We start from the raw sequence: 25,940 nt of genomic DNA on the forward strand, positions 1-25,940 counted from the left end.
GCGCGAGAGCCGCGCGCCCCGCCTCACCGCGTCAGCGGCGCGCTCCGCGGCGGTAGGCGAGCACGGCCACGACGAGCGCGGCGACGCCGGCGACGAGGCCGCCCGCTCCGAGCGCGACCGGCAGGGGGTCAGCGTCCGCCGCAGCAGAGGCCGTCGCGGACGCCGTCTCGTGGTCGGCGTGCGACGTCTCGTCCGAAGCCGCCGTGTCGGCCGCCTCGGCGAGCGTCACCACGGGGGCGGGGGCGTCGAGGGCGTGCGGGTCCTCGCCGTCCTCGGCGAGCTCCGACCACGACGTCGACCCGTCCTCGCAGATCTGCTCCACGGGGAAGGCGAGCGTCTCGGGAGCGTCGGCGGCGTAGGCGACCGAGATCTCGACGGCCGCGCGCATGGCGTTCGGCACCGGCTCGTCGGCCGTGTACGTGATCGCGTCGACGAGACCCGTCGACGCGTCGCGCGCGACGTCGATCGTCCATCCGGCCTGGATGGTCGGAGTCGCCGAGTCGAGACCCTCGTCGGGCATCGAGATCACGAGCTGCGTGGTGGGCGACTCGTCGCAGCCGTGCGAGAACGCGAACGTGAGGACGTCGTAGCCGCCCGCGACGGGGGCATCCGGCGTGACGGTGACGTGCGCCTGGGCGGCGAGCGGCGCGGCCACGACGAGCGCGCACGCGGCGGCCGCTCCCGCGGCGAGGCGGATCGCGCGGCGACGGCGGATGCGGGGCGCTGCGTCGAGGGGCGCGGAGGGGAGGGGTGCGGGGGTGAAGGACATGGGTTCTCCTGGAGAGTCGGAAGAGGGCGCGGCTGCGCCATGAACCCACCCGGCGACGATGTCCGTCGCCCAGGTGGCGATCAGCGTCCCGAAACCGGTGGTCGGGGACGCGGACTGCGACCGGGACGGGCGAAGCCGTCGCACGGGCCGCAGGAAGGGGGCTCAGGAGAACGCGAGCGGAGGGCCGCGCTGGAGGCGGACGTCGTGGAAGAGGCGGCTCGCGGGGCGCGTCGGCTCGGCGGCGACAGCCGCCGGGGCGACGGCGACGGGCGGGGCGACCGCGACGGGCACGCGCCGGATGGCGGCGCGCGCCCATCCGGCGATGGCGCGCACCGCGTGCTCCCCGCGCCAGAGCAGCGCGGTCGTGACGAGCGCGGCGGCGGCGTGCGCGACGAGCATGGCGCCATCCGTCTGCGCGGCGAGCGACGCGTGCTCGGTCGCGAGAGCCGCGAGGTGCGCATCGTGATCGTGAGCCGAGTGCACGGCCGCGGCCGAGGAGGGAGCGCCGAGCGCGGCGAACACGACGTGGAACGCCCCCTGCGTGATCGTCGTGGTGGCGGCGAGGCGGGGAAGGCTCAGGCGCCGCCCCATGAGGGCCGCCGCCGGCAGCGCGAGGAGCGCGGCCATCCCGACGACGAGCAGGGGAGCGGGGGCAGCGCCGCCGCCGAACGTGTGCGACACGGCGGCGAGCAGGGTCGCGGCGGCGGATGCCGATGCGCCACGGAGGACGCGCAACTGCCGCGGGTTCACGGCTCCAGGATAGGCGACGCGCCTCTGCGCGCATTCATAGGCGGCGAGGGCTACCGTGGCGGGGTGGATGTGCTCCTCTTCGTGGTCGGCGTCGTCGTCATGGTCATCGGCCTCGGTGCGTCGATCGCGTTGCACGAGGTCGGGCATCTCGTGCCGGCGAAGCTCTTCGGAGTGCGCGTCGGCCAGTACATGATCGGCATGGGGCCGACGCTCTGGTCGCGGCGGCGCGGCGAGACCGAGTACGGCATCAAGGCGCTCCCCGTGGGCGGCTACATCTCGATGGCGGGCATGTACCCGCCGGCCCAGGTCGCAGAAGGCGCCTCGACGGTGCGCGCCGCGCGAGGGCGCCGCATGTACGCGACGCTCGTGCAGGATGCGCAGGCGGCGAACGCCGAGACGCTCGACGGCGTCGACGAGTCGCGGACGTTCCACCGGCTCCCCGTGTGGAAGCGCGTCGTCATCATGCTCGGCGGTCCGGTGATGAACCTCGTGCTCGCGGTCGTGCTGTTCGCGGTGCTGTTCAGCGGCATCGGCATGCAGCAGGCGACGACGACCGTCTCGCAGGTCGCGGAGTGCGTGCTGCCCGCGGGGTCGACGGCGACGGAGTGCTCGGCGGCGGACGCCGAGGCGCCGGCGCATGCGGCCGGCATCCTGCCGGGCGACGTGCTCGTGTCGCTCGACGGCACCGAAGTCGAGAGCTTCGCGGACGCGTCCGCGATCATCCAGGCGCACCCGGGCGACGCCATCCCGGTCGTCGTCGAACGCGAGGGCTCGGAGATCGCGCTCACGCTCACCCCCGTCGAGAACCAGGTCGAGGTCACGGCGGACGACGGCACGACATCGGTCGAGACGGTCGGCTACGCCGGGGTGACGGCGACCGTCGCGCGCATCCAGGAGCCGATCTGGGTCGGCCCGCAGACGGCCTTCGAGAACGTGGGCGCCGTCGTGCAGATCGTCGCGAACCTGCCCGCGCGCCTGTACGACACGGCGTACGACCTGTTCACGGGCGGCGAGCGCGATGCCGACGGCCCCATGAGCGTCGTGGGAGTGGGAAGGCTCGCCGGCGAGGTCGCGGCGACCGACGCCCCCGTGCTCGACCGCATCGCCGTCATGATGAGCCTGCTCGCGTCGCTCAACATCGCGCTGTTCGTGTTCAACCTCGTGCCGCTGCTGCCCCTCGACGGCGGGCACATCCTCATCGCGCTGTGGGACGGTCTGCGCCGCGCGGTCGCGAAGCTTCTCGGCAGGCCCGAGCCGAAGCCGACCGACGCCACGAAGCTCGTGCCGGTGACGCTCGTGGTCGTCGTGCTGCTCGTCGGCATGGGCGCCCTGCTGTTCGCCGCCGACATCTTCAACCCTGTGCAGCTGCTCGGCGGCTGAGCGACGGCGCCGGTGGCCCCCGTTTGCGGGGACCCGCGCCGGGTTTGGCCCCCAAAACGCCGCAAAACCCACCGCCGCCCAAATTTACACCCGTGGGCGGGGGGGGGGGGGGTGGGCGCGGGCGCGGGGCGCCGGGTTGCGGGGCCCCCGGCGCGGGTTTCGCCCCGAAACGCGGCGAAACCCCGACGCGCACCCGCGTCCGTCCCCCGCGGCACTCCGCTCAGCGCAGCGCGTGCGCCACGAGGCGCTCGAGGGTGCGCATGCCGTCGCGCGACAGGATCGACTCCAGGTGGCCCTGCACCGACGCGAACCCGGCGCCGCGCAGGGCGTAGACGTCGCCCGTCGCGGGGTCGGCGGCGATCTCGACGGCTCCCACCCCGCCGCAGCGCGTCTCGCTCGGCGTCAGCTGCGTGACGCCCGGCGTCACGCGCGACGTGAAGGTGTTGTAGAACCCGATCGACGCGTCCTCGCCGAACAGGTCGACGGTCAGCTGCAGCCCCTGGTGGGGGCTCGCGAGCGGTGCGAGCGAGACTCCGATCCGGTCGGACAGGATCTGGTGGCTGAGGCACACGGCGAGGAGCGGCCGGTGCCCCGCGAGCCGCGCATGCACGACCTCGCGCATGCGCGCGATGCGGGCGCTCGCCTCATCGCGGGGGTCGCCGGGGCCGGGACCCGACACGATGAGCTCGGCGGCGTCGACGACCTCGGGGGAGGCGTCGCTCCAGTGCACGATCTCGACGTCGAGGCCGAGGTGGCGCAGCTGGTGCGCGAGCATCGTCGTGAAGCGGTCCTCCGCGTCGACCACGACGGCACGGCGGCCGGCGAACGGCCGTGCGTCGGGAGCGCCCGCCTGCTCCTGCATCCAGAACGGCGCGAGGCGCGCGTTCCGGGAGGCGAGCAGCGTCGCGACGCCCTCGTCGTCGGCGAGGCGTCGGGCCGGAGCCGGCTCATCATCGTCGGGGACGATCGTGATGGCACGGGGGATGGCGCCGATCGCGCCGAGTACGCCCGCGGCCTTGCCGTGCGTCTCGCTCACCTCGCCGTAGGGGTCGGAGTGCCGCACGAGCGTCGCGCCCACGGGTACGCGCAGGCGCCCGTCCTCGAGGTAGGCGGTGCGGATGAGGATGGGCGCGTCGAGGTCGTGCCCGCCCTCGGCGTTCGGCGTGAAGAGCGCCGCGACACCCGAGTAGTACCCGCGCGGCGTGCGCTCGTGGCGCTGGATCACGGCGCAGGCGTTCTGCATGGGCGAGCCCGTCACCGTGGGGGCGAACATCGTCTCGCGGAGGATGTCGCGTGGGTCGAGCCGCGAGCGCCCCCGGAGCACGTACTCGGTGTGCGTGAGTCGCGACATCTCCTTGAGGTGCGGCCCCGTGATGCGACCGCCGTCGCTGCAGACGGCGCTCATCATCTTGAGCTCCTCGTCGACGACCATGAAGAGCTCCTCGGTCTCCTTCGTCGAGGAGAGGAACTCGGTGAGCGTCTCCACGGTCGCGCCGCCGGCGGGATGGCGGAACGTGCCGGAGATGGGGTTCATCGTGACGACGCCGTCCCTGGCGCTCACGTGCGCCTCGGGGCTCGCGCCGACGGCGACGTGCCCGGGCGTGACGACGGCGAACGTCCAGTACGCGCCGCGCTCGTGCTCGAGGAGTGCCCGGAACCACGTCAGCGCGGCCATCCGGGGGTCGGCGTCGACGCCCGCCACGTAGTCGCGGCGGATGACGAAGTTCGCGCCCTCGCCCTGGCCGATCTCGTCGGCGATGACACGGCGCACGATGTCGGCGTACTCGGCGTCCGCGAGGTCGAAGCCCGCGTCGGCGAGGGGGATGGTCTCGCTCGGCAGCGCGGCGACGGCCTCGTCGAGGGGGACGGCGACGTGCGCGTCGACGAGGAGGCAGCGAAGCGGTGCGCCGTCGTCGTGGGCGGCGAAGCCGCGCTCGCGCACCTGGCGGAAGGGCACGAGCGCGAGCACCTCGCGCGGGGTGCCGTCGGCGTCCTGCAGCGGGATGTCGCCCAGCAGCTCGACGTCGGAGAGCGCTCCGGAGAGCACCTCGACGGCGGCGCCCCCTTCGCGCACGATGAGCGCGAACGAGGAGGCGGGGTCGGCGGCCAGCCGTGCGATCAGGTCGGCCGAGGCGGGGGCGAGGGCGGTGGGCCCGGTCATGCGTGGTACTCCCTCTGGGCGGGGCCGCCCTGATACGGAAAAGACCGCCCCATCCGGTTGAACTGGGCGGTCGAATCGTGGTTCGCGAAAGGGTCCGCCTATCGGGCGGGCCACCAGGAGAGGTTCGCGAGCATGCGCCGAAACTACCACAGCGCGCGGCGCGGCCACGGCCATCCAGCCCTCACCCACCGTGCGCGCGTACGCTGGAGCACGTGCCCGCAGTCAACATCGGTATGCCCCGTGTTCCCGAGACCCTCGCCCCGCGACGGAAGTCCCGGCAGATCAAGGTCGGCAAGGTGCTCGTCGGGGGCGACGCTCCCGTGAGCGTGCAGTCGATGACCACGACGCCCACGACCGACATCAACGCGACGCTGCAGCAGATCGCCGAGCTGACGGCGTCGGGATGCGAGATCGTCCGCGTCGCGGTGCCGAGCCAGGACGACGCCGACGTCCTCCACATCATCGCGGCGAAGAGCCAGATCCCCGTCATCGCCGACATCCACTTCCAGCCGAAGTACGTCTTCCAGGCGATCGACGCGGGGTGCGCCGCCGTGCGCGTGAACCCCGGCAACATCCGCAAGTTCGACGACCAGGTGGGAGCGATCGCGCAGGCGGCGAAGGCCGCCGGCGTCTCGCTGCGCATCGGCGTCAACGCCGGCTCGCTCGATCGTCGTCTGCTCGAGAAGTACGGCAAGGCGACGCCCGAGGCGCTCGTCGAGTCGGCCGTCTGGGAGGCGAGCCTCTTCGAGGAGCACGACTTCCACGACTTCAAGATCTCGGTGAAGCACAACGACCCGATCGTCATGGTCAAGGCCTACCGCCAGCTCGCGGAGCGGGGCGACTGGCCGCTCCACCTCGGTGTGACGGAGGCCGGCCCCGCGTTCCAGGGCACGATCAAGTCGGCCACGGCGTTCGGCATCCTCCTGTCGGAGGGCATCGGCGACACCATCCGCGTCTCGCTGTCGGCTCCGCCGGCCGAGGAGGTCAAGGTCGGCCACCAGATCCTGCAGTCGCTCAACCTGCGCGAGCGCAAGCTCGAGATCGTGTCGTGCCCCTCGTGCGGACGCGCGCAGGTCGACGTCTACACGCTCGCCGAGAACGTCACTGAGGGACTCAAGGACATGACCGTGCCGCTGCGCGTCGCCGTCATGGGCTGCGTCGTGAACGGCCCCGGCGAGGCGCGCGAGGCCGACCTCGGCGTCGCGTCGGGCAACGGCAAGGGCCAGATCTTCGTGAAGGGCGAGGTCATCAAGACCGTCCCCGAGGCAGAGATCGTGCAGACCCTCATCGAGGAGGCGAACCGCATCGCCGACGAGATGGGCCCGGATGCCGCCACCGGCACCGCGCAGGTCGTCACCGTCTGACGGTCTTCGGGGTCAGCGCACCGCGGCGATGATCAGCTCGGCGAGGCGCTCTGGCCGCGTGAACTGCGGCCAGTGCGCCGACCCGATGCGGACGACCTCGCTGTCGGCGATCGCGTCGAACTCGGCCGCGTAGGCGCCCCACTGCGCGATCTCCGCGCGGAAGGCGCGCTCGTCCATCCCGCCCATGAGGAGCGTCACCGGCACCTCGTGCCGGCGCGGGTCGGCGAGGCGGATGGCGTCGGTCGGCACGCGCGCCGGAACGCTGCGCGTGAGCGGCTCGGTGCGCGCCCTGGTCGCCGCGTCGAGGTCGTGCACGTCCTCGTCTGGGAAGAAGTCCCAGCCGGGGAACGGCACGATGCCGCCATCGACGGGGAACTCCGAGATGCCCGCACCGGGCGGCGGCGGCACGGTGTCGACGAAGACGACGCGCGCGACGCGCGCGGGCCGTGCGTCGGCCGCGCCCCAGACGACGTTGCCGCCGCCCGAGTGGCCCACGAGCACGACGGGCGCGTCCGCCGCGTCGATCTCCGCGATGACGGCGTCGACCCAGTCGGCGATGCCGATGCCGTCGGGTGAGGGGTCGCCGACCCCGGGCAGGGTGAGGGGCCGCGGCGTGTGCCCCGCGGCCTCGAGCGCCGGGGTCACGGCGCTCCACGAATCGGCGTCGAGCCAGAGTCCGGGGACGAGGATGATCTCCATGCCCCGACGCTAACGGCGAGCGCCGACATCCGCGACGGTGCGTGCGCGATGGGCGTCGCGGCGCGCGAGGCGCTCGACGGATGCGAGCCAGACATCCCGTCGTGCGGCGTCCGCGCGACGGACCGCCGTGAACCGCGTGGCGCGCACGCCGCGCACGCCGCAGAACCGCATCGTCTGATCGCGCACCTGGCGCGTCGCCGGATCTCCCGTCCACGCCAGGAACCAGCGGGGGGAGTCGCTCGTGAGGAGGATCCGCCCCGACCTCGCCGTCAGCAGGCCCTCGGGCAGTCCGTTGGACCGGTAGCGGTAGGCGGTCTTCGGCAACAGCACGCGATCGAAGAACCCCTTGAGCAGTGCGGGGGTCGACGCCCACCACACCGGGGTGGCGACGACGAGATGGTCGGCGGCGAGCAGGAGGGACACAGCGCGCTCGAGGTCGGGCTCCAGCTCCTGCACCCCGCGGTAGCCCGCGCGCAGCACGGGGTCGAACGCGAGGTCGCGCAGCGCCAGCAGCGTGGCGTCGCCGTGCGCCTGTGCGTATCCGCGGGCGAGCGCGGCGGTGAGCGATTCGGGTGACGGATGGCCGTCGATGACGAGGGCGGACATGGCGGCTCCCTTGATATGGACAGTGCCCAGATATCTGGACACTATCAAGATAGCTACGATCTTGCGCATGTCAACATCGGGTGGCCGCTATCACCACGGCGCGCTGGCCGCCGCCCTGCTCGAGGCCGCCGATGCGCTCCTCGGCGAGAGCGGCGCCGCCACGTTGAGCCTGCGCGAGGTCGCACGCCGTGCGGGGGTGAGCCACAACGCGCCGTACCATCACTTCGCCGACCGCCAGGCGCTGCTGAAGCGGCTGTCCGAACGGCACATGTCCGCCCTGCTCGACGCGCAGCGCGCCGCCGCCTCCGCGTCGCCGCCGGGAGCGTCGCGCCTGCGTGCGATGGCGGTGGCCTACGTCGACTACGCCGCCGACCACCCTCAGGGCTTCGCCCTCGTCTTCGACCCCGAGGTGTGCGTTCCCGGGGCTCCCTCGGGGACCATGGCGCCGCTGATCCGCGCCAACGAAGAGCTGATCGCCGACGTCGTGGGAGAGGTCGACCCGGAGCTCGACGAGGCGGCGCGCGCCGCAGCCGTCGCGGGCGTGTGGGGTCTCGCGCACGGTCTCGCCAACCTCGTCGTCGCGGGCCACCTCCCGCGTGATGCCGCCGCCCCCGGCATCGATGCGCTCGTCGCGCTCGTGCGCGCCGGCTGAGCGCGCCGGCTCCTACGCGCCGTCCTCGCCCGGATCCTCCTCGACCACGGCGAGCGACACCGTGCCGGCGGCGATGTCGGTGGCGACCACGCGCACCCGCACGCGCGCGCCCGCCGGCGCCGTGCCATCCGCCGTCGCCGTGACGAACGGCTCGGCGATCTGCACGCGCACGCCGCTCTTCGCCTCCGAGAGCACGACGGCGTCGTGCACATCGCCGGCGTGCAGCACGGCCGCCTCGACACGGTCGACGGCGCCGTTCTCGAGCCGAGACGCCAGCGCGGAGGACCGGCGCATCGCCTCGGGGAGGGCGGGCAGCGCCTCGACGTCGACGTCGCCCATGCAGGCGCGCAGCGCGAAGCGGTCGACGAGGCGCCGCAACGGCGCCGTGACATGCGCGTACGGTGCGCCGATGGCGGCCTGCGCTGCGTGCTCCGGCACCTCGGCGGGGGAGAGGAAGACCGCGTAGTCGGCACCTCGGAAGAGCGCGGTGGCCGCCTGCAGCACGGCGGCCGTGACGGGGTCGTCCACGTCGAGCCGCCGGAGGTACTCGCCGTACGCGAGGGAGTCGTCCCACGGCCGCCCGAGCAGCTCGACCTTGCGGCGGAACTGCGCGAGCGCATCCTCGTCGGCGGGCGGCAGGGTCCGGAGGACGCCCTTGCCCGCCGCGAGCATGCGCGCCGCGGCGGCCATCCCCGTGAGGAGCGAGATCTGCGCGTTCCACTCCTCGATCGGCAGCGGCACGCGCCGACGCAGCGCGTACCCCGCCGGCCCGTCCACGACCTCCTCCTCCGGCGTGTTGAGGCTCGCTCCACCGCGCTGCGCCTCCTGTGCCACGAGGAGCGGCCCGACGACGCCGAGCAGGGCGATGGTGACAGGCGCGGTGCCGTCGTCGAGCGCCGTCTGCGCCTCGCGGTAGGTCCACTGCTGTCGCGAGCGGACCCACGCGCGCTCGATCGACGCGGGGGAGCGGACGGCCGCGCGCGCGTCGAGCGCGAAGGTCCAGACGTACGCGCGCCTGTCCTCGCCCGCCAGGAGCGATGCGGCGCCGTGCGAGAGCTCCTCGGGATGGAGGGGGATCGAGCCGTCCGGGGCGTACAGCGTCTGCCCGCGTCGCCGCGCCTCGCGGTCGATCGCGCCTCCCGGGCGCACGAACGCCGCGAGGTCGGCGATGGCGTAGCGCACGACGAAGCCGTCGCCGTCGCGGGCGATGTGCATCGCCTGGTCGAGGTCGCGCGACCCCTCGGGGTCGATCGTGAGGAAGTCGACGTCCCGCAGATCGATGCGCTCGCGATCGGAGCCGTCGACCGCGGGGCCCGCCGATACCGCGACCGCCTCCGACCGCACCTCGGGCGGGAACGACTCCGGCAGCTCGAGGTCTCGGCGGAGCGCGGCGAGGGAGTCCGCGAGCTCGGTCCGGACGGCGGACGGGGACAGTCGGGTGCGACGGGCCGGCATGGCGTCAGCCTAGGCGCGCGTCCGCCGGGACACGATGCAGGAGATCCGGCCGGCCGACGCGACGGGAACCGCAGAACCACGCGGGACGGCCATCCGCCGCGGAGAAAACTCCTGCGTTGTGTCTCGCGTGTCGGGGGCGCGGAAGGGCGCGGGCCTAGACTGGGGGATCGTGGTCACCCGTCTGTCGAAGCTCTTCGTCCGCACGCTCCGAGAGGACCCCGCCGAGGCGGAGGTCGCGAGCCACAAGCTCCTCGTGCGCGCCGGCTACATCCGGCGGGCGGCGCCCGGCATCTTCACGTGGCTGCCGCTCGGCCTCCGGGTGAAGGCGCGCATCGAGGCGATCATCCGCGACGAGATGACGGCCGCCGGTGCGCAGGAGGTGCACTTCCCTGCGCTGCTGCCGCGCGACCCGTACGAGCAGTCGGGCCGCTGGGAGTCGTACGGCGACGGCATCTTCCGCCTGCAGGACCGGAAGGGCGCGGACTACCTCCTGGCGCCGACGCACGAGGAGATGTTCACGCTGCTCGTGAAGGACCTGTACTCCTCGTACAAGGACCTGCCGCTCACGATCTACCAGATCCAGGACAAGTACCGCGACGAGGCCCGGCCGCGCGCCGGCCTCCTCCGCGGGCGCGAGTTCACGATGAAGGACGCGTACTCCTTCGACGTCTCCGACGCCGGGCTGGAAGACAGCTACCAGGCGCAGCGCGACGCCTACGAGCGCATCTTCCAGCGCCTCGGGCTCGAGTACGTGATCGTCAACGCCGACAACGGGCTCATGGGCGGCGCGCGCAGCGAGGAGTTCCTGCACCCCACGCCCGTCGGCGAGGACACGTTCGTGCGCTCGGCGGGCGGCTACGCCGCCAACGTCGAGGCCTTCACGACCGCCGTCCCCGACGCCGTCGACTTCTCGGCCGTGCCGGAGGCGACCGTGTTCGACTCCCCGGACACGCCGACGATCGAGACCCTCGTCGCGCACTCCAACGCCGTGCTCGACGGCGAGTACACGGCCGCCGACACCCTCAAGAACGTCGTGCTCGCCCTCACCCACCTGGACGGCACGCGCGAGCTCGTCGTCGTCGGCATCCCGGGAGATCGCGAGGTCGACGAGAAGCGCGCGGAGGTGGCCTTCGCCCCCGCAGAGGTCGAGACCGCGACGCCCGAGGACTTCGAGCGGCACCCCCTCCTCGTGAAGGGCTACATCGGGCCGTGGTCGCCGACGGGCGCCGTGCTCGGCTCCGAGTCGGCCACCGGCATCCGCTATCTCGTGGATCCGCGCGTGAGCGAGGGCACCGTGTGGATCACGGGCGCGAACATCGACCAGAAGCACGCGCACTCCGTCGTCGCCGGCCGCGACTTCGCCGCGGACGGCGTCGTCGAGATCGCGAACGTGCGCGCTGGCGACCCCGCGCCCGACGGCTCCGGCCCCGTCGAGCTCGCGCGCGGGATGGAGATCGGCCACGTCTTCCAGCTCGGCCGCTTCTTCGCCGAGACGCTGGGTCTCAAGGTGCTCGACGAGAACGGCAAGCTCGCGACCGTCACGATGGGGTCCTACGGGATCGGCGTCACGCGCATCCTCGCCATCATCGCCGAGCTCTCGAACGACGACCGCGGCCTCATCTGGCCCGAGGCGGTCGCCCCGTTCGACGTGCACGTCGTCGCGACAGGCAAGGGCGACGAGGCGTTCGCGCTCGCCGAGGAGCTCGCCGGCGCGCTCGAGGGCGCGCGTCTCGACGTGCTCTACGACGACCGTCCGAAGGTCTCTCCCGGCGTGAAGTTCGGCGACGCCGAGCTCATCGGCGTCCCGCGCCTCGTGGTCGTCGGCCGCGGCGCGGCCGACCGCCAGGTCGAGCTGTGGGACCGGCGCTCGGGCGAGCGAGAGGTGGTCCCCGTCGAAGAGGCCGTCGCGCGCCTCACGGCCACCCGATGACGACGGTCGACGACGACCTCGCCGCACTCCTCGACGCGGCGGGCATCACGGCGAATCGCGGCCTCGTCGAGCGGATGCTGCGGGCCGCGCTCCAGCTCGGGCAGGACGGCACGTCCCGGCTCGATCTGAAGATCGCGGCGTCCGCCGTCACCGAGATGCGCTCCGCGTTCCGGCTGTTCCAGCCCTATGCGGGCGTCCCCAAGATCACGGTCTTCGGATCCGCGCGCACGCGGCCGGAGGACCCCCTCTACCGGCAGGCGCGCGATGCGGCGGCCGCGCTCGCCGAACGCGGCTGGATGGTCGTGACGGGCGCGGGCCCCGGCATCATGCGCGCGGCCGCGGAGGGCGCGGGGGACGAGCGCGCGCTCGGCGTGTCGATCCGCCTCCCGTTCGAGGAGAAGGCGGAGGGCGTCGCCGACGACAGCCGCTCGGTCGAGATGAAGTACTTCTTCACGCGCAAGCTCATGCTCGTGAAGGAGTCGAGCGGATTCATCTGCCTTCCGGGCGGGTTCGGCACGCTCGACGAGCTGTTCGAGCTCCTCACGCTGCAGCAGACCGGCAAGGCCGAGCCCATGCCGATCGTCCTCCTCGACGCCCCCGGCGGCCGCTTCTGGCGCGGACTGGAGTCCTTCGTGACGGAGCAGCTCGAGCCGGCCGGCGTCATCTCGCCCGGCGACTTCGACCGCGTGCTCCTCACGGACTCCGCCGAGGAGGCGATCGCCGAGATCACCGGCTTCTGGCGCAACTACCACTCCCTCCGGTGGGTCGGCGAGCGCCTCGTGCTGCGGCTGCGGCACGAGCCGAGCGACGCCGAGGTCGCCGAGCTCGACGCCACGTTCGGCGCGCTCCTCGCCGAGGGGCGCATCGAGCGCGTCGCGGCGCTCCCTCCCGAGGTCGCCGACGACGACCACGTCGACCTCCCTCGTCTCGCCCTGCACCTGCGTCGACGCGAGGTCGGATCGCTCCACCGCCTCATCGCCGCCGTGAACGGGCTCGCCTCCGCGCGCTGACCGGCGCGCCCGGGGCGACGACGCACAGCCGCCGCTCCCGGTCATCCGGTATCGTTGCGGAGATATCGGCGAGACGTGTGCCGGTGAGAGCTGAATACTGGAGGGCCCTGTGGACATCGATCTCGGATTGCTTCGGACGGTCGAGCGCGAGAAGGAGATCCCCTTCGACGAACTCGTCCGCATCATCGAGCAGGCGATCCTCACCGCGTACGGCAAGCACATCTCGCAGTCCGGCGAGATCCCCGAGGGCGCACGCGCCCGTCTCGACAGGAAGAGCGGCCACGTGGCCATCCTCCTCCCCGTCCGCGACGACGAGGGCGCCGTCGTCGGCGAGGAGGAGACCACCCCCGACGACTTCGGCCGCATCGCGGCCTACGCGGCGAAGCAGGTCATCAGCCAGCGACTGCGCGACATCGCCGACGACGCCGTGCTCGGCGAGTTCCGCGGCAAGGAGGGCGACATCGTCGCGGGCGTCGTCCAGCAGGGGCCCAACCCCCGGATGATCCACGTCGACCTCGGCACCGTCGAGGCCATCCTCCCTCCCGAGGAGCAGGTTCCGGGGGAGGAGTACGCGCACGGATCGCGGCTCCGCGTCTACGTCACGAGCGTCGCGAAGGGCACCAAGGGCCCGCAGATCACGGTCTCGCGCACCCACCCCGGGCTCGTCCGGAAGCTCTTCGCGCTGGAGGTGCCGGAGATCGCGAACGGCCTCGTCGAGATCACCTCGCTCGCGCGAGAGGCGGGGCACCGCACGAAGATCGCCGTGCGCGCCAACGACCCGTCCATCAACGCCAAGGGCGCCTGCATCGGCGAGCTCGGGCGGCGCGTGCGTGCCGTCACGGAGGAGCTGAGCGGAGAGAAGATCGACATCGTCGACCACGACGACGAGCTGCCGAAGTTCGTCGCCAACGCGCTCTCGCCCGCCAAGGTCACGAGCGCCTTCGTGCTCGACGCCTCGACGAAGGCCGTGCGCGCGCTCGTGCCGGACTACCAGCTCTCGCTCGCGATCGGCAAGGAGGGCCAGAACGCCCGCCTCGCCGCCAAGCTCACGGGCGCGAAGATCGACATCCAGCCCGACAGCGTGCTCGAGGAGTAACCGCAGGATGGCCGGCGCCGCGACACGCGCGGAGGCGGCCGCGACACCGAGGTGTAGGATGGAATCCGTACGGACGTGCGTCGCCTGTCGCACGCGTGCCTCCCGAACCGCCCTCCTCAGGGTGGTGGTCATCGATTCCGAACTCGTCGCAGACGAGCGCGCGATCATGCCGGGCAGGGGCGCGTGGGTCCATCCGACCCCCGAATGCATCGGGATCGCGGTGAAGCGACGCGCCTTCGTTCGGGCACTGCGCGTGCCGGGCCCGCTCGACACGCAGACCTTCGAGAAATGGCTGTCAGCTATGGAAACCAAGTGAACGGCTCGAAATGAGTCCCGTCCGACTTCACTGAGGTCTGCCCTGTCCGGGGCAGGCCGCCCCAGACAGGAGAATTGTGGCAAAACCACGCGTACATGAGATCGCAGCGGAGCTCGGCGTCGACAGCAAGGTCGCGCTCGCGAAGCTGAAGGAGCTCGGCGAGTTCGTCAAGAGCCCGTCGTCGACGATCGAGCCGCCCGTCGCGCGCAAGCTGCGCGCCGCGCTCGAGTCGGAGGGCTCCGCGAAGCCGGCGGCCGAGGGGTCGGCGAAGCCCGCCGCTCCGCGCGCCCCCGGTCGTCCGGGGCCCGCGGCCGCGCGCCCCGGCGCGCCGAAGCCCGGCCCCGCGCGCCCCGCGGCGAAGCCCGCCGTCGAGGAGCCGGCGGCTCCGGCGCCCGCTGCTGCCGCGCCGTCCGCCCCGGCGAAGCGGGCAGCAGCCGCACCCGCCGCACCCGCTGCGGCGAAGCCCGCCGCGCCGGCCGCCCCGACGGCGTCGGCCGATGAGGCGCCGGCGGCATCCGGTGCGCCCACGCCCGGCCCCCGACCCGGCGGCCCGCGTCCCGGCAACAACCCGTTCTCGACCCAGCAGGGCATGGGCAAGCGCCCCGCCGCGGGTCCCCGTCCGGGCAACAACCCCTTCGCCTCGCAGCAGGGCATGGGCCAGCGCCCGACGCCCGGCAACATCCCGCGCCCGCCGAAGCCGCAGGCTCCGCGCCCCGGGGCACCCCGCCCGGGCGCTCCGCGTCCCGGTCGTCCCGGTGGTCGTCCCGGCGGCGCGCCGTTCCAGCAGCGTCCCGGGGGCCCCGGTCGTCCCGGCGGCGCTCCCGGTGCCGGCGGCGGCTTCCGTCCCGGCGGCGGCGCTCCCGGCGGCGGCTTCGCCGGTCGTCCCGGCCCCGGCGGTCGCGGACGCGGCGGCACCGCCGGCGCGTTCGGCAAGGGCGGCGGCAAGTCGAAGCAGCGCAAGTCGCGTCGGGCGAAGCGTCAAGAGTTCGAGATGCGGGAGGCCCCGATCGTCGGCGGCGTCAAGGTCCCGCGCGGCGACGGCAACACCGTCATCCGGATGCGCCGCGGCGCATCGATCTCCGACTTCGCCGACAAGATCGAGGCGGCGACCGGCATGGTCTGCCAGCCCGGCAACCTCGTGACGGTGCTCTTCCACCTCGGTGAGATGGCCACCGCCACCGAGTCCCTCGACGAGGCGACCTTCGACGTGCTCGGCTCCGAGCTCGGCTACAAGGTGCAGATCGTCTCCCCCGAGGACGAGGACAAGGAGCTCCTCGAGGGCTTCGGTCTCGACCTCGAGAAGGAGGAGCTCGAGGAGGACGACGACGATCTCGAGATCCGTCCCCCCGTGGTCACCGTCATGGGCCACGTCGACCACGGTAAGACGCGACTGCTCGACGCCATCCGCAAGACGAACGTCGTCGCGGGCGAGGCCGGCGGCATCACGCAGCACATCGGCGCCTACCAGGTGTGGACGGAGCACGAGGGCTACGAGCGCGCGATCACCTTCATCGACACCCCGGGTCACGAGGCCTTCACGGCCATGCGCGCCCGCGGTGCCGAGGTGACCGACATCGCGATCCTCGTGGTCGCGGCCGACGACGGCATCATGCCGCAGACGGTCGAGGCCCTGAACCACGCGCAGGCGGCCGGCGTGCCGATCGTCGTCGCGGTGAACAAGATCGACAAGCCGGAGGCGAACCCGGCGAAGGTGCGCCAGCAGCTGACCGAGTACGGGCTCGTCGCCGAGGAGTACGGCGGGGACGTCATGTTCGTCGACGTGTCGGCGCGCCAGAACACGGGCATCCAGGACCTCCTGGACGCCGTGCTGCTGACGGCCGACGCGGGTCTCGACCTGCGTGCGAACCCGAACAAGGCCGCGCGCGGCATCGCGATCGAGGCGAAGCTCGACAAGGGCCGCGGCTCCGTGGCCACCGTCCTCGTCCAGTCGGGAACGCTGCGCGTCGGCGACCCGATCGTCGCGGGCACGGCGTACGGCCGCGTGCGCGCCATGGTCGACGAGAACGGCGACCAGGTCGTCGAGGCCGCCCCGTCGCGGCCCGTCCAGGTGCAGGGTCTCAGCTCGGTCCCCCGGGCCGGCGACACCTTCATCGTCACAGACGACGACCGCACGGCACGCCAGATCGCCGAGAAGCGCGAGGCCGTCGAGCGCAACGCGCAGCTGGCCAAGGCCCGCAAGCGCATGTCGCTCGAGGAGTTCACGCGCGCCCTCGAGGAGGGCAAGGTCGAGTCGCTCAACCTCATCATCAAGGGCGACGTCGCCGGTGCCGTGGAGGCGCTGGAGGAGTCGCTCCTCAAGATCGAGGTCGACGACAGCGTGCAGCTGCGGATCATCCACCGCGGTGTGGGCGCGATCACCGAGTCCGACGTCAACCTCGCCACGATCGACAACGCGATCGTGATCGGCTTCAACGTCCGACCGGACGCGAAGGCCCGCGAGGCGGCCGCCCGCGAGGGCGTCGACGTGCGCTTCTACTCCGTCATCTACAACGCGATCGACGACGTCGAGCAGTCGCTCAAGGGCATGCTCAAGCCGGAGTACGAGGAGGTGCAGTCGGGCGTCGCGGAGATCCGCGAGGTCTTCCGCTCCTCCAAGTTCGGCAACATCGCCGGTGTCATCGTGCGGTCGGGGACGATCACCCGCAACGCGAAGGCGCGCGTCATCCGCGACGGCGTCGTCATCGCGGACGGGCTCGCCATCGAGTCGCTGCGCCGCTTCAAGGACGACGTCACCGAGGTCCGCACGGACTTCGAGTGCGGTATCGGCCTGGGCAAGTACAACGACATCCAGATCGGCGACGAGATCGAGACGACCGAGATGGTCGAGAAGCCGCGTTCCTGACGCGTCTTCATGACACGATGGCCCTGCCGGGCGGCGCGAGCCGCTCGGCAGGGCCATCTCTTCCCGAGGAGGACTGAACATGGCTGGAAACGAACGACAGGCCAGGCTCGCGGACCGCATCCGCGTCATCCTCGCCGAGCGGCTCGAGAAGGGGCTGCGCGATCCGCGGCTCGGGTTCGTGACGATCACCGATGTGCGCGTCACGGGCGACCTGCAGCACGCGTCGGTGTTCTTCACCGTCTACGGCTCCGACGAGGAGCGGGCCTCCAGCGGCGCGGCTCTCAAGGCCGCGACCGGCATGCTGCGCAGCGAGGTCGGCCGCAAGCTCAACACGCGCCTCACTCCCACGCTCGAGTTCATCCCCGACGCGCTGCCGGAATCGGCGGACCACCTGGCCGCGCTGCTGCAGGAGGCGCGTGAGCGCGATCAGGCCGTCGCCGGTCTCGCGGCGGGCGCCCGGTACGCGGGCGACGAGGACCCCTACGTCAAGCCGCGCGTCGACGACGAGGACTGACGCTCACCGCGGCAGTCGCAGCTCTCCGCCCTCCGCCTCGACGAGGCCGTCGGCGAGGAGCGACAGGATGGCCCGGTCGCGCTGTGCGCGGTCGGGCCATCCTGCGAGCACGGCGTCCTCCGCGACGGGAGCGGGATCGCGCTCGCGCAGCAGCCGCAGGACGGCGCCTCGCGCCTGCCGGTCGCTGCCCTCGTACCGCGCCTGGCGCCGACGGGTGTCGGGCGTCTCGGGACGACCGGCGGCGACCCATGCGCACAGGTGCTGGACGGGGCACTCGCCGCAGCGGGGCGTCCGCGCCGTGCAGATCACCTGGCCGAGCTCCATGGCCGCGGCGTTCATCACGGCGGCGTCCGGAGCGGCCGGCGGCAGCAGCTCCGCCATCTCGGCGAGGTCGCGACGATGCGGCGGCGCGGGCTGCGCCCTCCCGTGCACGGCCCGTGCGATCACGCGACGCGTGTTCGTGTCGACGACGGGATGCCTGTCGCCGTAGGCGAAGGCGGCGACGGCGCGCGCCGTGTAGTCGCCGATGCCCGTGAGGGCGAGCAGGTCGTCGACGTCGCGCGGGACGACGCCGTGATGGCGGTCGCGGATCTCGACCGCGGCGCGGTGGAGCCACAGTGCGCGGCGCGGGTACCCGAGGTTGGCCCAGAGGCGCACGGCCTCTGCCGGCGCGTCGTCGGCGAGGGCCGTCGGCGTGGGCCAGCGCTCGAGCCACTCGGCGAGTCGCGGGACGACGCGCGCCACGGGGGTCTGCTGCAGCATGAACTCGCTGACGAGCGTGCCCCAGGCGCCGAACCCCGGCCGCCGCCACGGGAGATCGCGCGCGTGGGCGCGGAACCACGGCGCGAGGGCGTCGGCGAGCGCGAGGTCGGGCATCCCTCCACCCTAGGACGGCCGTCGCGACCGAAGCGTTATCGGACGGCGTCCCAACCGTTACCGACATACCGCGACCCGCCACTAGCGTCGAGAGGGGGATCGACGGAGGAGTTTCATCATGTCGCGCACACGCTCTGCCGCCGCGCTCGCGGGAGTGCTCGTGCTCGCGCTCGCCGGCTGCGCGTCGCCGGGGGGCGCGGAGCCGGGCACGACGGACTCATCCGCGCCGTCGAGCACGACCCCGTCGCAGACCCCGGCCACGCCGCCGCCCACCCCCTCCACGCCGGGGCGCGACGAGGAGGATCCCGCCGATCCCGCCACGTGGGAGATCGAGGACGGGTCGATCGGGCCGGTGGAGCTGGGCGAACCGTTCGCGCAGACGCTGGCCGGGCTCCCCGCCGAGTGGATCAACGACGACACCTGCGCCTGGGTGGCGTACTGGTCCTCGCCCGACGGCACCTACCTCGTGTCCTTCCAGCGCGATGCCGACGCCGGTGCCGACGGTCCTGTCGTCGGCGTCGCCGTGGAGTGGCTCAGCGACATGACCGGCATCGGCCCGCGCACGGAGGAGGGGCTCGGAGTGGGCGCGCAGCGCGACGACGTGCTCGCGGTCTTCCCCGATGCGGAGGAGGTCGACTCGCCCGTCGACGGCGTCTCGCATCTGCGCGTCCGAGACGAGGACGCCGACGACGGCGCGCTCTTCTTCACCTACTCCGACGGCGGCGACGGTGCGGGATCCGTGACGGTGACGACGCAGGAGACGCCGTCCTACGAGGCCTGCGCCTGAGAGTCTCCCGCGCGCGAGCGCCTAGGCTGGAGGGATGGCACAGGCTCATCCCACGGCAGGGGGCATCCTCCTCGTCGACAAGCCGGGCGGGCTGACGAGCCACGACGTCGTCGCCCGCACGCGGCGCGCATTCGGCACCCGCAAGGTCGGCCACGCCGGCACGCTGGACCCCATGGCGACGGGTCTCCTCATGATCGGCGTGGAGGGCTCGACCCGGCTCCTCACCTATCTCGTCGGCCTCGGGAAGACCTACACCGCGACCATCCGCCTGGGCGCCGCGACGACGACGGACGACGCCGAGGGCGAGACGCTCGCGCCCGTCGACGAGGTCGCGCTCGCGGCCGTGGCGGATGCCGCGATCGCCGACGGCGTCGCGGCGCTCACGGGCACGATCTCGCAGGTGCCGAGCGCCGTCTCCGCGATCAAGGTCGGCGGCCGCCGTGCGTACGACCGCGTGCGCGCCGGAGAGGAGGTCTCGCTCGCGGCACGGGAGGTGACGATCTCGCGATTCGACGTGCGGGCCATCCGCCGTTCGGCCGATGCGATCGACCTCGACGTCGTCGTCGACTGCTCGTCCGGGACGTACATCCGCGCCCTCGCGCGAGACCTGGGGGCGTCGCTCGGCGTCGGCGGGCACCTCACGGCGCTCCGCCGCACGCATGTCGGCCCCTTCGGCGTGGCGGAGGCGGCGGCCGTCGACGCGCTCGACGACGCGGTCCTCCTCCCCGCCGCGGAGGTGGCGGCGCGCGTCCTCGGCCGCTTCGACGCGACCGCCGAGGAGGCCAGGGACCTCCGCCACGGCAAGCGCCTGGAGGGGGCGGCCGTCCGCGTGGCGGGCGCCCGCGCCGCGGCGATCGACCCGGACGGCGTGCTCGTCGGCGTGGTGGAGAAGCGGGGGGCGGCGCTCAAGAGCGCCATGAACATGCCGGAGGCGCGGTCGTGATCGAGTGGTTCACCGTGGCGCAGGTCGGCGTCGCGGCGGTCGCCGGGCTCCTGTGCGTCGTCCTGGGCCTCGTCGGGCGCCGCCCCGGCGACGTCTCGGTGGGCTCGCTCGCGCTCGTGGAGCTGCTCCTGCTCGCGCAGATCGTCGTGGCGATCGTCGCGCCGCTCGCGGGGAACCCGCCCACGGGGGACCTGCTGGAGTTCTGGACGTACCTCGTATCGGCCGCGCTCCTGCCCGCCGCCGGCATCGTGTGGGCGTTCGTCGACAGGAGCCGATGGAGCGTCGTCGTGATGGGCGTGCTCGCGCTCGCCGTGGCGGTCATGGTGTACCGCATGCACGTCATCTGGACCATCCAGGGCGCGTGAGGCCGGATCGCCCACCCCTCGGGAGAACTAGACTGGGGCGGTTATGACACAGACCGCGCGCACCCGCCGGATGACCGGCGTCGGCATCGTCCTCGTGTTCGTCTACGGCGTCATGGCGCTCGCCGCGACCGGCCGCTCGTTCGTGCAGATCGTGCGCGCGTTCGACGAGGCGCCGCTCGCGTACGCGCTGTCGGCCGCATCGGCCGTCGTGTACATCCTGGCGACCCTCGCGCTGCTGTTCGCGAAGAGCCCCGCCTGGTACCGGGTCGCGTGGGTCTCGGTCCTGTTCGAACTGGCGGGTGTGCTCGTCGTGGGAACCCTCAGCATCGCGCTCCCCGCGCTCTTCCAGCACCCCACGGTGTGGTCGCTCTACGGCAGCGGCTACGTCTGGATCCCGCTCGTGCTGCCCTTCTTCGGCATCTGGTGGCTGCGCACGCATGCACCGGAGGCGGGAGCATGATGCTCTTCCGCAGCGCGGACGAGGTTCCCGTCGGCTTCGGCCCCTCGGTCGTCGCGATCGGCAAGTTCGACGGCCTCCACGCCGGCCATCGCGCCATCGTCGAGCGGATGCTCGTGGACGCGGCGGGGACGGGGTCGCGCACCGTGGCCGTCACGTTCGACCGCAACCCGCTCGCGCTCATCGCACCGGAGAAGTGCCCGCGGCCCCTCATCGGCGTCGCGCAGAAGATCGACCTGCTCGACGGCACGGGGATCGACGCGACCCTCGTGCTCGCCTTCGACGACGAGCTGGCGGGGGAGGAGCCGGAGCGCTTCGTCGAGCGCGTGCTCGTCGGAGCCCTGCACGCCGAACGCGTGCTCGTGGGCGGCGACTTCCGGTTCGGCCGCGGCGGGGCGGGCGACTCCGCCCTCCTCGAGCGGATGGGGGCGGTCCACGGCTTCACGGTCGAGGTCATGCCCGACATCGCGAGCGCGGGCGACGGCCGCCGGGTGTCGTCCACCTGGATCAGGGAGCTGCTCGATGAGGGCGAGGTGGAGCGCGCGGCGAAGCTGCTCGGCCGCCCGCACGGCATGCGGGGCGAGATCGTGCACGGGCTGAAGCGCGGCCGCGAGCTGGGGTTCCCGACCGCGAACCTCGCCGAGGACGCGGAGGGCTTCGTGCCGGCCGACGGCGTCTACGCCGGATGGCTCATCGTGCCGCGCGGCGACCTGGGCTCGGTCGTGCGCTATCCGGCTGCGATCTCGGTGGGCACCAACCCGACCTTCGACGACGTCGAGCGCCGCCAGGTGGAGGCCTACGTGCTCGACGAGGCCGATCTCGACCTGTACGGGCTGCGCGTCGAGGTGCAGTTCGTCGAGCGCATCCGCGGGATGGTCGCCTTCGAGGGCGTCGAGAAGCTCATCGACCAGATGGCCGATGACGTCGCGCGCGTCCGCGACGCCCTCCGTCAGGGCTGAGGGGGTCGGACGGCTCCTCAGTAGGAGGTGGTGTCCTCCGTGGGGGAGGCAGCGCCGCCGGCCTCGCGGGCACGCAGCTCGCCGAGGATGGTCGCGCTCGCGCTCGTCCCGAGGCGGGTCGCGCCGGCCTCCAGCATGGCGATGGCCGCGTCGAGGCCGCGGACGCCGCCGGACGCCTTCACCTGCACGGCCTCCGACACCGTGCGGCGCATGAGCGCCACGTGCTCGACCGTCGCACCGCCCCCGGCGAAGCCCGTCGACGTCTTCACGAAGGACGCGCCGCCGGCCTCGGTGAGACGGCTGCCGCGCTCGATCTGCTCCTCGTCGAGGAGGCTCGTCTCGAGGATGACCTTGGTGACGAGGCCGCCGGCGGTGGCGACGACCTCGCGGATGTCGGCGACGACGCGGTCGTCCTCTCCGCCGCGCAGGGCCCCGATGTGCACGACCATGTCGAACTCCGTCGCGCCGTCGTCGAGGGCCCGCCGCAGCTCGGCCGTCTTGGCTGCCGTCGAGGTGGTGCCGTGGGGGAACCCGATGACGGTGCCGACCGCGACTCCCGTCCCGTCGAGACGGCGCACGGCGTAGGGGATGTCGGAGGGGCGGACGCAGACGCTGAACACGCCCCACTCCGCGGCGATGTCGAGCTCCCGGTCGACGTCGGCGCGCGTGAAGTCCGGCTTGAGGATCGCGTGGTCGATGGCGGCGGCGACAGCCGCCTCGGTGAGCTCGATGGGCATGCGGCCAGCCTACCCGCGCGGGTGGTGGGGAATACCCCTGGGGGGTATCGTGTTCCCTGAGACGACAGCAGAGGAGGATGCACCATGGCGGTGACAGAGGAGTCCGGCGGGCGACCCGTCGTGCTCGACATCGACGGGATGACCTGCGCGAGCTGCGTCGCCCGGGTCGAGAAGCGCCTGCGGAGCGTGCCGGGCGTCGACGCGAGCGTCAACCTCGCGACCGAGTCGGCGAGGGTGACCGCGCCCGCCGGCGTCGCGGACGACGCTCTCGTCGCGGCCGTCCGCTCGGCGGGGTACGACGCCGTCGTGCGCCGCCCCGCGGCGACGCCGGGACGCGCCGATCGCCATGAGCACGGCGACCATGAGCACGCGGGTGCGCCAGCCCACGTGCACGACGTCGAGGACCGGCCGGGTGCCGTGAGGCTGCGGACGCGACTCGTGGTGTCGGCCGTGCTCGCCGTCCCCGTCGTGCTCGTGTCGATGATCATGCCCCTCCAGGTACCGGGATGGCAGTGGGCGGCGCTCGTCGCGACGGCCGTCGTTGTCGTATGGGGCGGATGGCCGTTCCACCGGGCGGCGTTCGCCGCCGCGCGTCACGGCGCCGCCACCATGGACACGCTCATCACGCTGGGGACGGCGGCCGCGCTGCTGTGGAGCGCGGGGGCGACCGTCGTCGGCGACGGGCACGTGTACTTCGAGACCGCGGCGGTCATCACGGTCTTCCTGCTGCTCGGGCGCGTCATCGAGCAGAGGTCGAAGCGCACGGCGGGAGCAGCGCTGCGCGCCCTGCTCGACCTGGGAGCGAAGGACGTCGTGCTGGCCGCCCCCGACGGTCGGGACGGCGCGCGCGTGCCGATCGGCTCCCTCGCCGCGGGCGACCGGTTCATCGTGCGGCCCGGCGAGCGAGTCGCCGCGGACGGCGTCGTCGAGAGCGGATCTGCGGCCGTCGACACGAGCATGCTCACGGGCGAGTCGGTCCCCGTCGCGCGCGGCGAGGGCGACTCCGTCACGGGCGGGACGATCGCCGCGGACGGACGGCTCGTCGTCGTCGCGACGGCCGTGGGAGAGGCGACCCGGCTGGCCCACATGGCGCGGCTCGTCGAGGACGCGCAGGCGGGCAAGAGTCGCGTGCAGCGTCTGGCCGACCGCATCTCGGCGGTGTTCGTCCCCATCGTGATCGCCCTCGCCCTCGCCACCTTCGCGGGATGGCTCATCGCCGGTCAGCCCGTCGACGCCGCGTTCACGGCCGCCGTCGCCGTCGTCATCATCGCCTGCCCGTGCGCGCTCGGCCTCGCGACCCCCGTCGCCATCCTCGTCGGCACGGGGAGGGGGGCCCAGCGCGGCGTCCTCGTGACGGGCCCAGAGGCCATCGAGACGGCGGGCGGCGTCGACGTCGTCGTCCTCGACAAGACGGGCACCGTGACCGAGGGTCGGATGGCCCTGGAGCGCATCGTGGTCGCCGGCGGTGTCTCCGAACGCGACGCCCTGCGGACGGCGGCGGCCCTCGAGGGCGCCTCCGCCCACCCGATCGCGCGCGCCGTCGTCGCGGCCGCGGGCGGCGAGCCCGATGCGGTGCAGGACTTCCGCGACCACGCGGGTCGCGGCGTCACGGGCGTCGTCGGAGGCCGTCGCGCGTTCGCAGGCAGCCCGGCCTTCGCCGCGGAGCAGGGCGCGCGCCTGCCGGACGCGCTCGCCGCGGCGGTCGACGACGCGGTCGCGACGGTCGTCGTGGTCGGCTGGACGGAGAACTCCGGCGCACCGCTCGAGGCCAGGGCCGTGCTCCTCGTCGCCGACGCCGTGCGGCCCGACTCCGCCGCCGCCATCGCGCGCCTGCGCGCCCTCGGTCTCGAGCCCGTCCTGCTCACGGGCGACGCCGAGCCGATCGCGCGCCGGGTCGCCGACGCCGTCGGCATCGACCGCGTCGTCGCGGGCACGGACCCCGAGGGAAAGCTGGCCGAGATCGCCCGCCTGCAGGCCGACGGCCACCGGGTCGCGATGGTGGGCGACGGCGTCAACGACGCCGCGGCGCTCGCCGCGGCCGACCTCGGCATCGCCATGGGCGGGGGAGCCGACGCGGCTCTGCACGCGAGCGACGTCACGCTCGTGCGCGCGTCGCTCGACGCCGCCGCCGATGCCGTGAGACTGTCGAGGCGCACCATGTCGATCATCCGCGGCAACCTCGTGTGGGCGTTCGGATACAACGTGGCGGCCATCCCGCTCGCCGCCCTCGGCCTGCTCGATCCCATGATCGCGGCGGCGGCGATGGCGTTCTCGAGCGTCTTCGTCGTGCTCAACAGCCTGCGGCTGCGCCGCTTCCGCTGAGGTGCGCCCCGATCGGATGCGATTGCATCACGATCGGGGTGCGCCCCCGCGCGGCGGGACGGCCGCTCCGCTACCGTCGGACGCATGATGCGCCGCCTCGCCCTCGCCGTCGTGCCGGCGGCCCTCGTGCTCGCGGCAGCGGGGTGCGCGTCCGGCGGGCTCGGCCCGGCGCCCGCCGAGACCTCGTCCGTGCCCGTGACGGCGGAGACGGGCGCTCCCGTCACGCCGACTCCCGTGACCACGGCACCCGCGGCGTCGACGCCGACGGCCGAGCCCTCCGACGGCATCGCGCTGCCGGCGGGCTGCGAGCAGGTGTGGTCGCCCGAGGCGCTCGCCATCCTGAGCGAGGACGTGGGACCGCTGAACGACCCCGGTCTCACGATGCTCTCGACCGAGGTCGTGCCGGCGCTCGAGGTGCTCGACACGGTGCCGAGCCTGCGCTGCACGTGGGGCCTGCCGAGCGACGTCGGGATCGCCACGACCGTCGCGATCATCGACGACGCGCAGGCGGACGCCGTCCTCGCGGCGCTGCAGGAGCGGTCGTTCAGCTGCGAGGACCGCGTCGTCGTGACGCGCTGCGAGCTCAGAGAGACCTTCGACGGCGCTCCCGCGGGGGAGGGCGGCGAGATCCACGTGCTGGGCGGCAACGGCTGGGTGTCCACCCACTGGCTGAACGCGGACGTCGAGCCCGAGTACACCGACGACGTCATCGCGACGCTCTGGGGCTGAGACGCGGTCGACGCCGCCCGATGGCGTAGAATGCCCGTGAAGCTTCCGTTCTCCCGATCGACGCGCGTGCGCCGGGAGGACGGGACGCGTCATCGGACGCCGGTTCGCGAGCGCTCCGGTCGTCGCCCGGTCCCGCCGGACGGCGCCGCCCGCACTCCGGCGGCGCATGGCGCGCGCACGACCTCGACCTGACCCGCGGC

The 25,940-nt window shown here is 73.2% G+C and carries 24 protein-coding genes; 16 read left to right on the forward strand and 8 right to left on the reverse strand.

Going from position 1 to position 25,940, the window contains the following annotated elements:
- Window positions 1-31: 31 nt before the first annotated feature.
- Both ACWGPF_RS12220 and ACWGPF_RS12225 read right to left on the reverse strand, forming a co-directional pair.
- A complete protein-coding gene (locus tag ACWGPF_RS12220; protein WP_452333080.1) occupies window positions 32-769 on the reverse strand; it encodes a YcnI family protein in 738 nt (245 codons plus the stop codon).
- Between the two features lie 162 nt (window positions 770-931).
- Entirely contained in the window at window positions 932-1,519 is a 588-nt protein-coding gene (locus tag ACWGPF_RS12225; protein WP_452333081.1) for a hypothetical protein, read from the reverse strand.
- Window positions 1,520-1,582: 63 nt separating this feature from the next.
- Here ACWGPF_RS12225 and ACWGPF_RS12230 point away from each other — a divergent pair, with 63 nt between their 5' ends.
- Entirely contained in the window at window positions 1,583-2,899 is a 1,317-nt protein-coding gene (locus ACWGPF_RS12230) for a M50 family metallopeptidase (RefSeq protein ID WP_452333082.1), read from the forward strand.
- Between the two features lie 220 nt (window positions 2,900-3,119).
- On the opposite strand, the gene ACWGPF_RS12235 is transcribed toward ACWGPF_RS12230, so the two are convergent.
- Window positions 3,120-5,060 carry a chorismate-binding protein gene (locus tag ACWGPF_RS12235; protein WP_452333083.1) on the reverse strand — a complete coding sequence of 647 codons (1,941 nt, stop codon included), beginning with the start codon at window positions 5,058-5,060 and terminating at the stop codon, window positions 3,120-3,122.
- A 233-nt stretch (window positions 5,061-5,293) separates the two neighbouring features.
- Here ACWGPF_RS12235 and ispG point away from each other — a divergent pair, with 233 nt between their 5' ends.
- Window positions 5,294-6,424 carry a flavodoxin-dependent (E)-4-hydroxy-3-methylbut-2-enyl-diphosphate synthase gene (ispG, locus tag ACWGPF_RS12240; protein WP_345439885.1) on the forward strand — a complete coding sequence of 377 codons (1,131 nt, stop codon included), beginning with the start codon at window positions 5,294-5,296 and terminating at the stop codon, window positions 6,422-6,424.
- Window positions 6,425-6,436: 12 nt separating this feature from the next.
- Here ispG and ACWGPF_RS12245 read toward each other — a convergent pair whose 3' ends face one another.
- Window positions 6,437-7,123, reverse strand: a complete 687-nt coding sequence (locus tag ACWGPF_RS12245) for an alpha/beta fold hydrolase (protein ID WP_452333084.1) — start codon at window positions 7,121-7,123, stop codon at window positions 6,437-6,439.
- Between the two features lie 9 nt (window positions 7,124-7,132).
- A complete protein-coding gene (locus ACWGPF_RS12250) occupies window positions 7,133-7,729 on the reverse strand; it encodes an NAD(P)H-dependent oxidoreductase (RefSeq protein ID WP_452333085.1) in 597 nt (198 codons plus the stop codon).
- Between the two features lie 67 nt (window positions 7,730-7,796).
- Here ACWGPF_RS12250 and ACWGPF_RS12255 point away from each other — a divergent pair, with 67 nt between their 5' ends.
- A complete protein-coding gene (locus ACWGPF_RS12255; protein ID WP_452333086.1) occupies window positions 7,797-8,381 on the forward strand; it encodes a TetR/AcrR family transcriptional regulator in 585 nt (194 codons plus the stop codon).
- 12 nt (window positions 8,382-8,393) lie between these two features.
- Here ACWGPF_RS12255 and ACWGPF_RS12260 read toward each other — a convergent pair whose 3' ends face one another.
- Window positions 8,394-9,836, reverse strand: coding sequence for an RNB domain-containing ribonuclease (locus ACWGPF_RS12260; protein ID WP_452333087.1), 1,443 nt, complete (start codon window positions 9,834-9,836; stop codon window positions 8,394-8,396).
- Window positions 9,837-10,005: 169 nt separating this feature from the next.
- Between ACWGPF_RS12260 and ACWGPF_RS12265 the strand changes: the two genes are divergently transcribed.
- The 6 genes from ACWGPF_RS12265 to rbfA all read left to right on the forward strand — a co-directional run bounded on the left by ACWGPF_RS12265 (window position 10,006) and on the right by rbfA (window position 17,565).
- Entirely contained in the window at window positions 10,006-11,766 is a 1,761-nt protein-coding gene (locus ACWGPF_RS12265; RefSeq protein WP_452333088.1) for a proline--tRNA ligase, read from the forward strand.
- On the forward strand, window positions 11,763-12,776 hold the full coding sequence (locus ACWGPF_RS12270) for an LOG family protein (RefSeq protein WP_452333089.1): 1,014 nt from the start codon (window positions 11,763-11,765) through the stop codon (window positions 12,774-12,776). Before ACWGPF_RS12265 ends, ACWGPF_RS12270 begins: the two co-directional genes overlap by 4 nt.
- Window positions 12,777-12,885: 109 nt before the next feature.
- Complete coding sequence (nusA, locus tag ACWGPF_RS12275) at window positions 12,886-13,872, forward strand: transcription termination factor NusA (RefSeq protein WP_345439690.1); 987 nt, start codon at window positions 12,886-12,888, stop codon at window positions 13,870-13,872.
- A 58-nt stretch (window positions 13,873-13,930) separates the two neighbouring features.
- A complete protein-coding gene (locus tag ACWGPF_RS12280; protein WP_452333110.1) occupies window positions 13,931-14,188 on the forward strand; it encodes a YlxR family protein in 258 nt (85 codons plus the stop codon).
- A 76-nt stretch (window positions 14,189-14,264) separates the two neighbouring features.
- On the forward strand, window positions 14,265-17,051 hold the full coding sequence (gene infB, locus ACWGPF_RS12285) for a translation initiation factor IF-2 (protein WP_452333090.1): 2,787 nt from the start codon (window positions 14,265-14,267) through the stop codon (window positions 17,049-17,051).
- 79 nt (window positions 17,052-17,130) lie between these two features.
- A complete protein-coding gene (gene rbfA, locus ACWGPF_RS12290; protein ID WP_345439696.1) occupies window positions 17,131-17,565 on the forward strand; it encodes a 30S ribosome-binding factor RbfA in 435 nt (144 codons plus the stop codon).
- 3 nt (window positions 17,566-17,568) lie between these two features.
- On the opposite strand, the gene ACWGPF_RS12295 is transcribed toward rbfA, so the two are convergent.
- Window positions 17,569-18,441 (reverse strand): A/G-specific adenine glycosylase, encoded by an 873-nt coding sequence (locus ACWGPF_RS12295; RefSeq protein WP_452333091.1) that lies wholly within the window; start codon window positions 18,439-18,441, stop codon window positions 17,569-17,571.
- Window positions 18,442-18,559: 118 nt separating this feature from the next.
- Here ACWGPF_RS12295 and ACWGPF_RS12300 point away from each other — a divergent pair, with 118 nt between their 5' ends.
- Genes ACWGPF_RS12300 through ACWGPF_RS12320 form a run of 5 tightly spaced genes read left to right on the forward strand, consistent with a single transcriptional unit; the run spans window position 18,560 to window position 21,952 of the window.
- The gene (locus tag ACWGPF_RS12300) at window positions 18,560-19,228 is read left to right on the forward strand and encodes a hypothetical protein (RefSeq protein WP_452333092.1); all 669 of its coding nucleotides are present in this window, start codon (window positions 18,560-18,562) and stop codon (window positions 19,226-19,228) included.
- Window positions 19,229-19,262: 34 nt separating this feature from the next.
- Entirely contained in the window at window positions 19,263-20,171 is a 909-nt protein-coding gene (truB, locus tag ACWGPF_RS12305) for a tRNA pseudouridine(55) synthase TruB (RefSeq protein WP_452333093.1), read from the forward strand.
- Window positions 20,168-20,536, forward strand: coding sequence for a hypothetical protein (locus ACWGPF_RS12310; RefSeq protein ID WP_452333094.1), 369 nt, complete (start codon window positions 20,168-20,170; stop codon window positions 20,534-20,536). The genes truB and ACWGPF_RS12310 overlap by 4 nt, the downstream gene beginning before the upstream one ends.
- Before the next feature lie 43 nt (window positions 20,537-20,579).
- The gene (locus tag ACWGPF_RS12315) at window positions 20,580-20,996 is read left to right on the forward strand and encodes a hypothetical protein (protein WP_452333095.1); all 417 of its coding nucleotides are present in this window, start codon (window positions 20,580-20,582) and stop codon (window positions 20,994-20,996) included.
- Window positions 20,993-21,952, forward strand: coding sequence for a bifunctional riboflavin kinase/FAD synthetase (locus ACWGPF_RS12320; RefSeq protein WP_452333096.1), 960 nt, complete (start codon window positions 20,993-20,995; stop codon window positions 21,950-21,952). The genes ACWGPF_RS12315 and ACWGPF_RS12320 overlap by 4 nt, the downstream gene beginning before the upstream one ends.
- A gap of 17 nt (window positions 21,953-21,969) precedes the next feature.
- Here the strand turns inward: ACWGPF_RS12320 and deoC are convergent, their stop codons facing one another.
- A complete protein-coding gene (gene deoC, locus ACWGPF_RS12325) occupies window positions 21,970-22,689 on the reverse strand; it encodes a deoxyribose-phosphate aldolase (RefSeq protein WP_452333097.1) in 720 nt (239 codons plus the stop codon).
- A gap of 84 nt (window positions 22,690-22,773) precedes the next feature.
- Here deoC and ACWGPF_RS12330 point away from each other — a divergent pair, with 84 nt between their 5' ends.
- Both ACWGPF_RS12330 and ACWGPF_RS12335 read left to right on the forward strand, forming a co-directional pair.
- Window positions 22,774-25,011, forward strand: coding sequence for a heavy metal translocating P-type ATPase (locus tag ACWGPF_RS12330; protein ID WP_452333098.1), 2,238 nt, complete (start codon window positions 22,774-22,776; stop codon window positions 25,009-25,011).
- Between the two features lie 84 nt (window positions 25,012-25,095).
- Window positions 25,096-25,740, forward strand: coding sequence for a hypothetical protein (locus ACWGPF_RS12335; RefSeq protein WP_452333099.1), 645 nt, complete (start codon window positions 25,096-25,098; stop codon window positions 25,738-25,740).
- The last annotated feature ends 200 nt before the right edge of the window (window positions 25,741-25,940 follow it).

This window comes from Microbacterium sp. NPDC055683 (genome assembly GCF_053617895.1).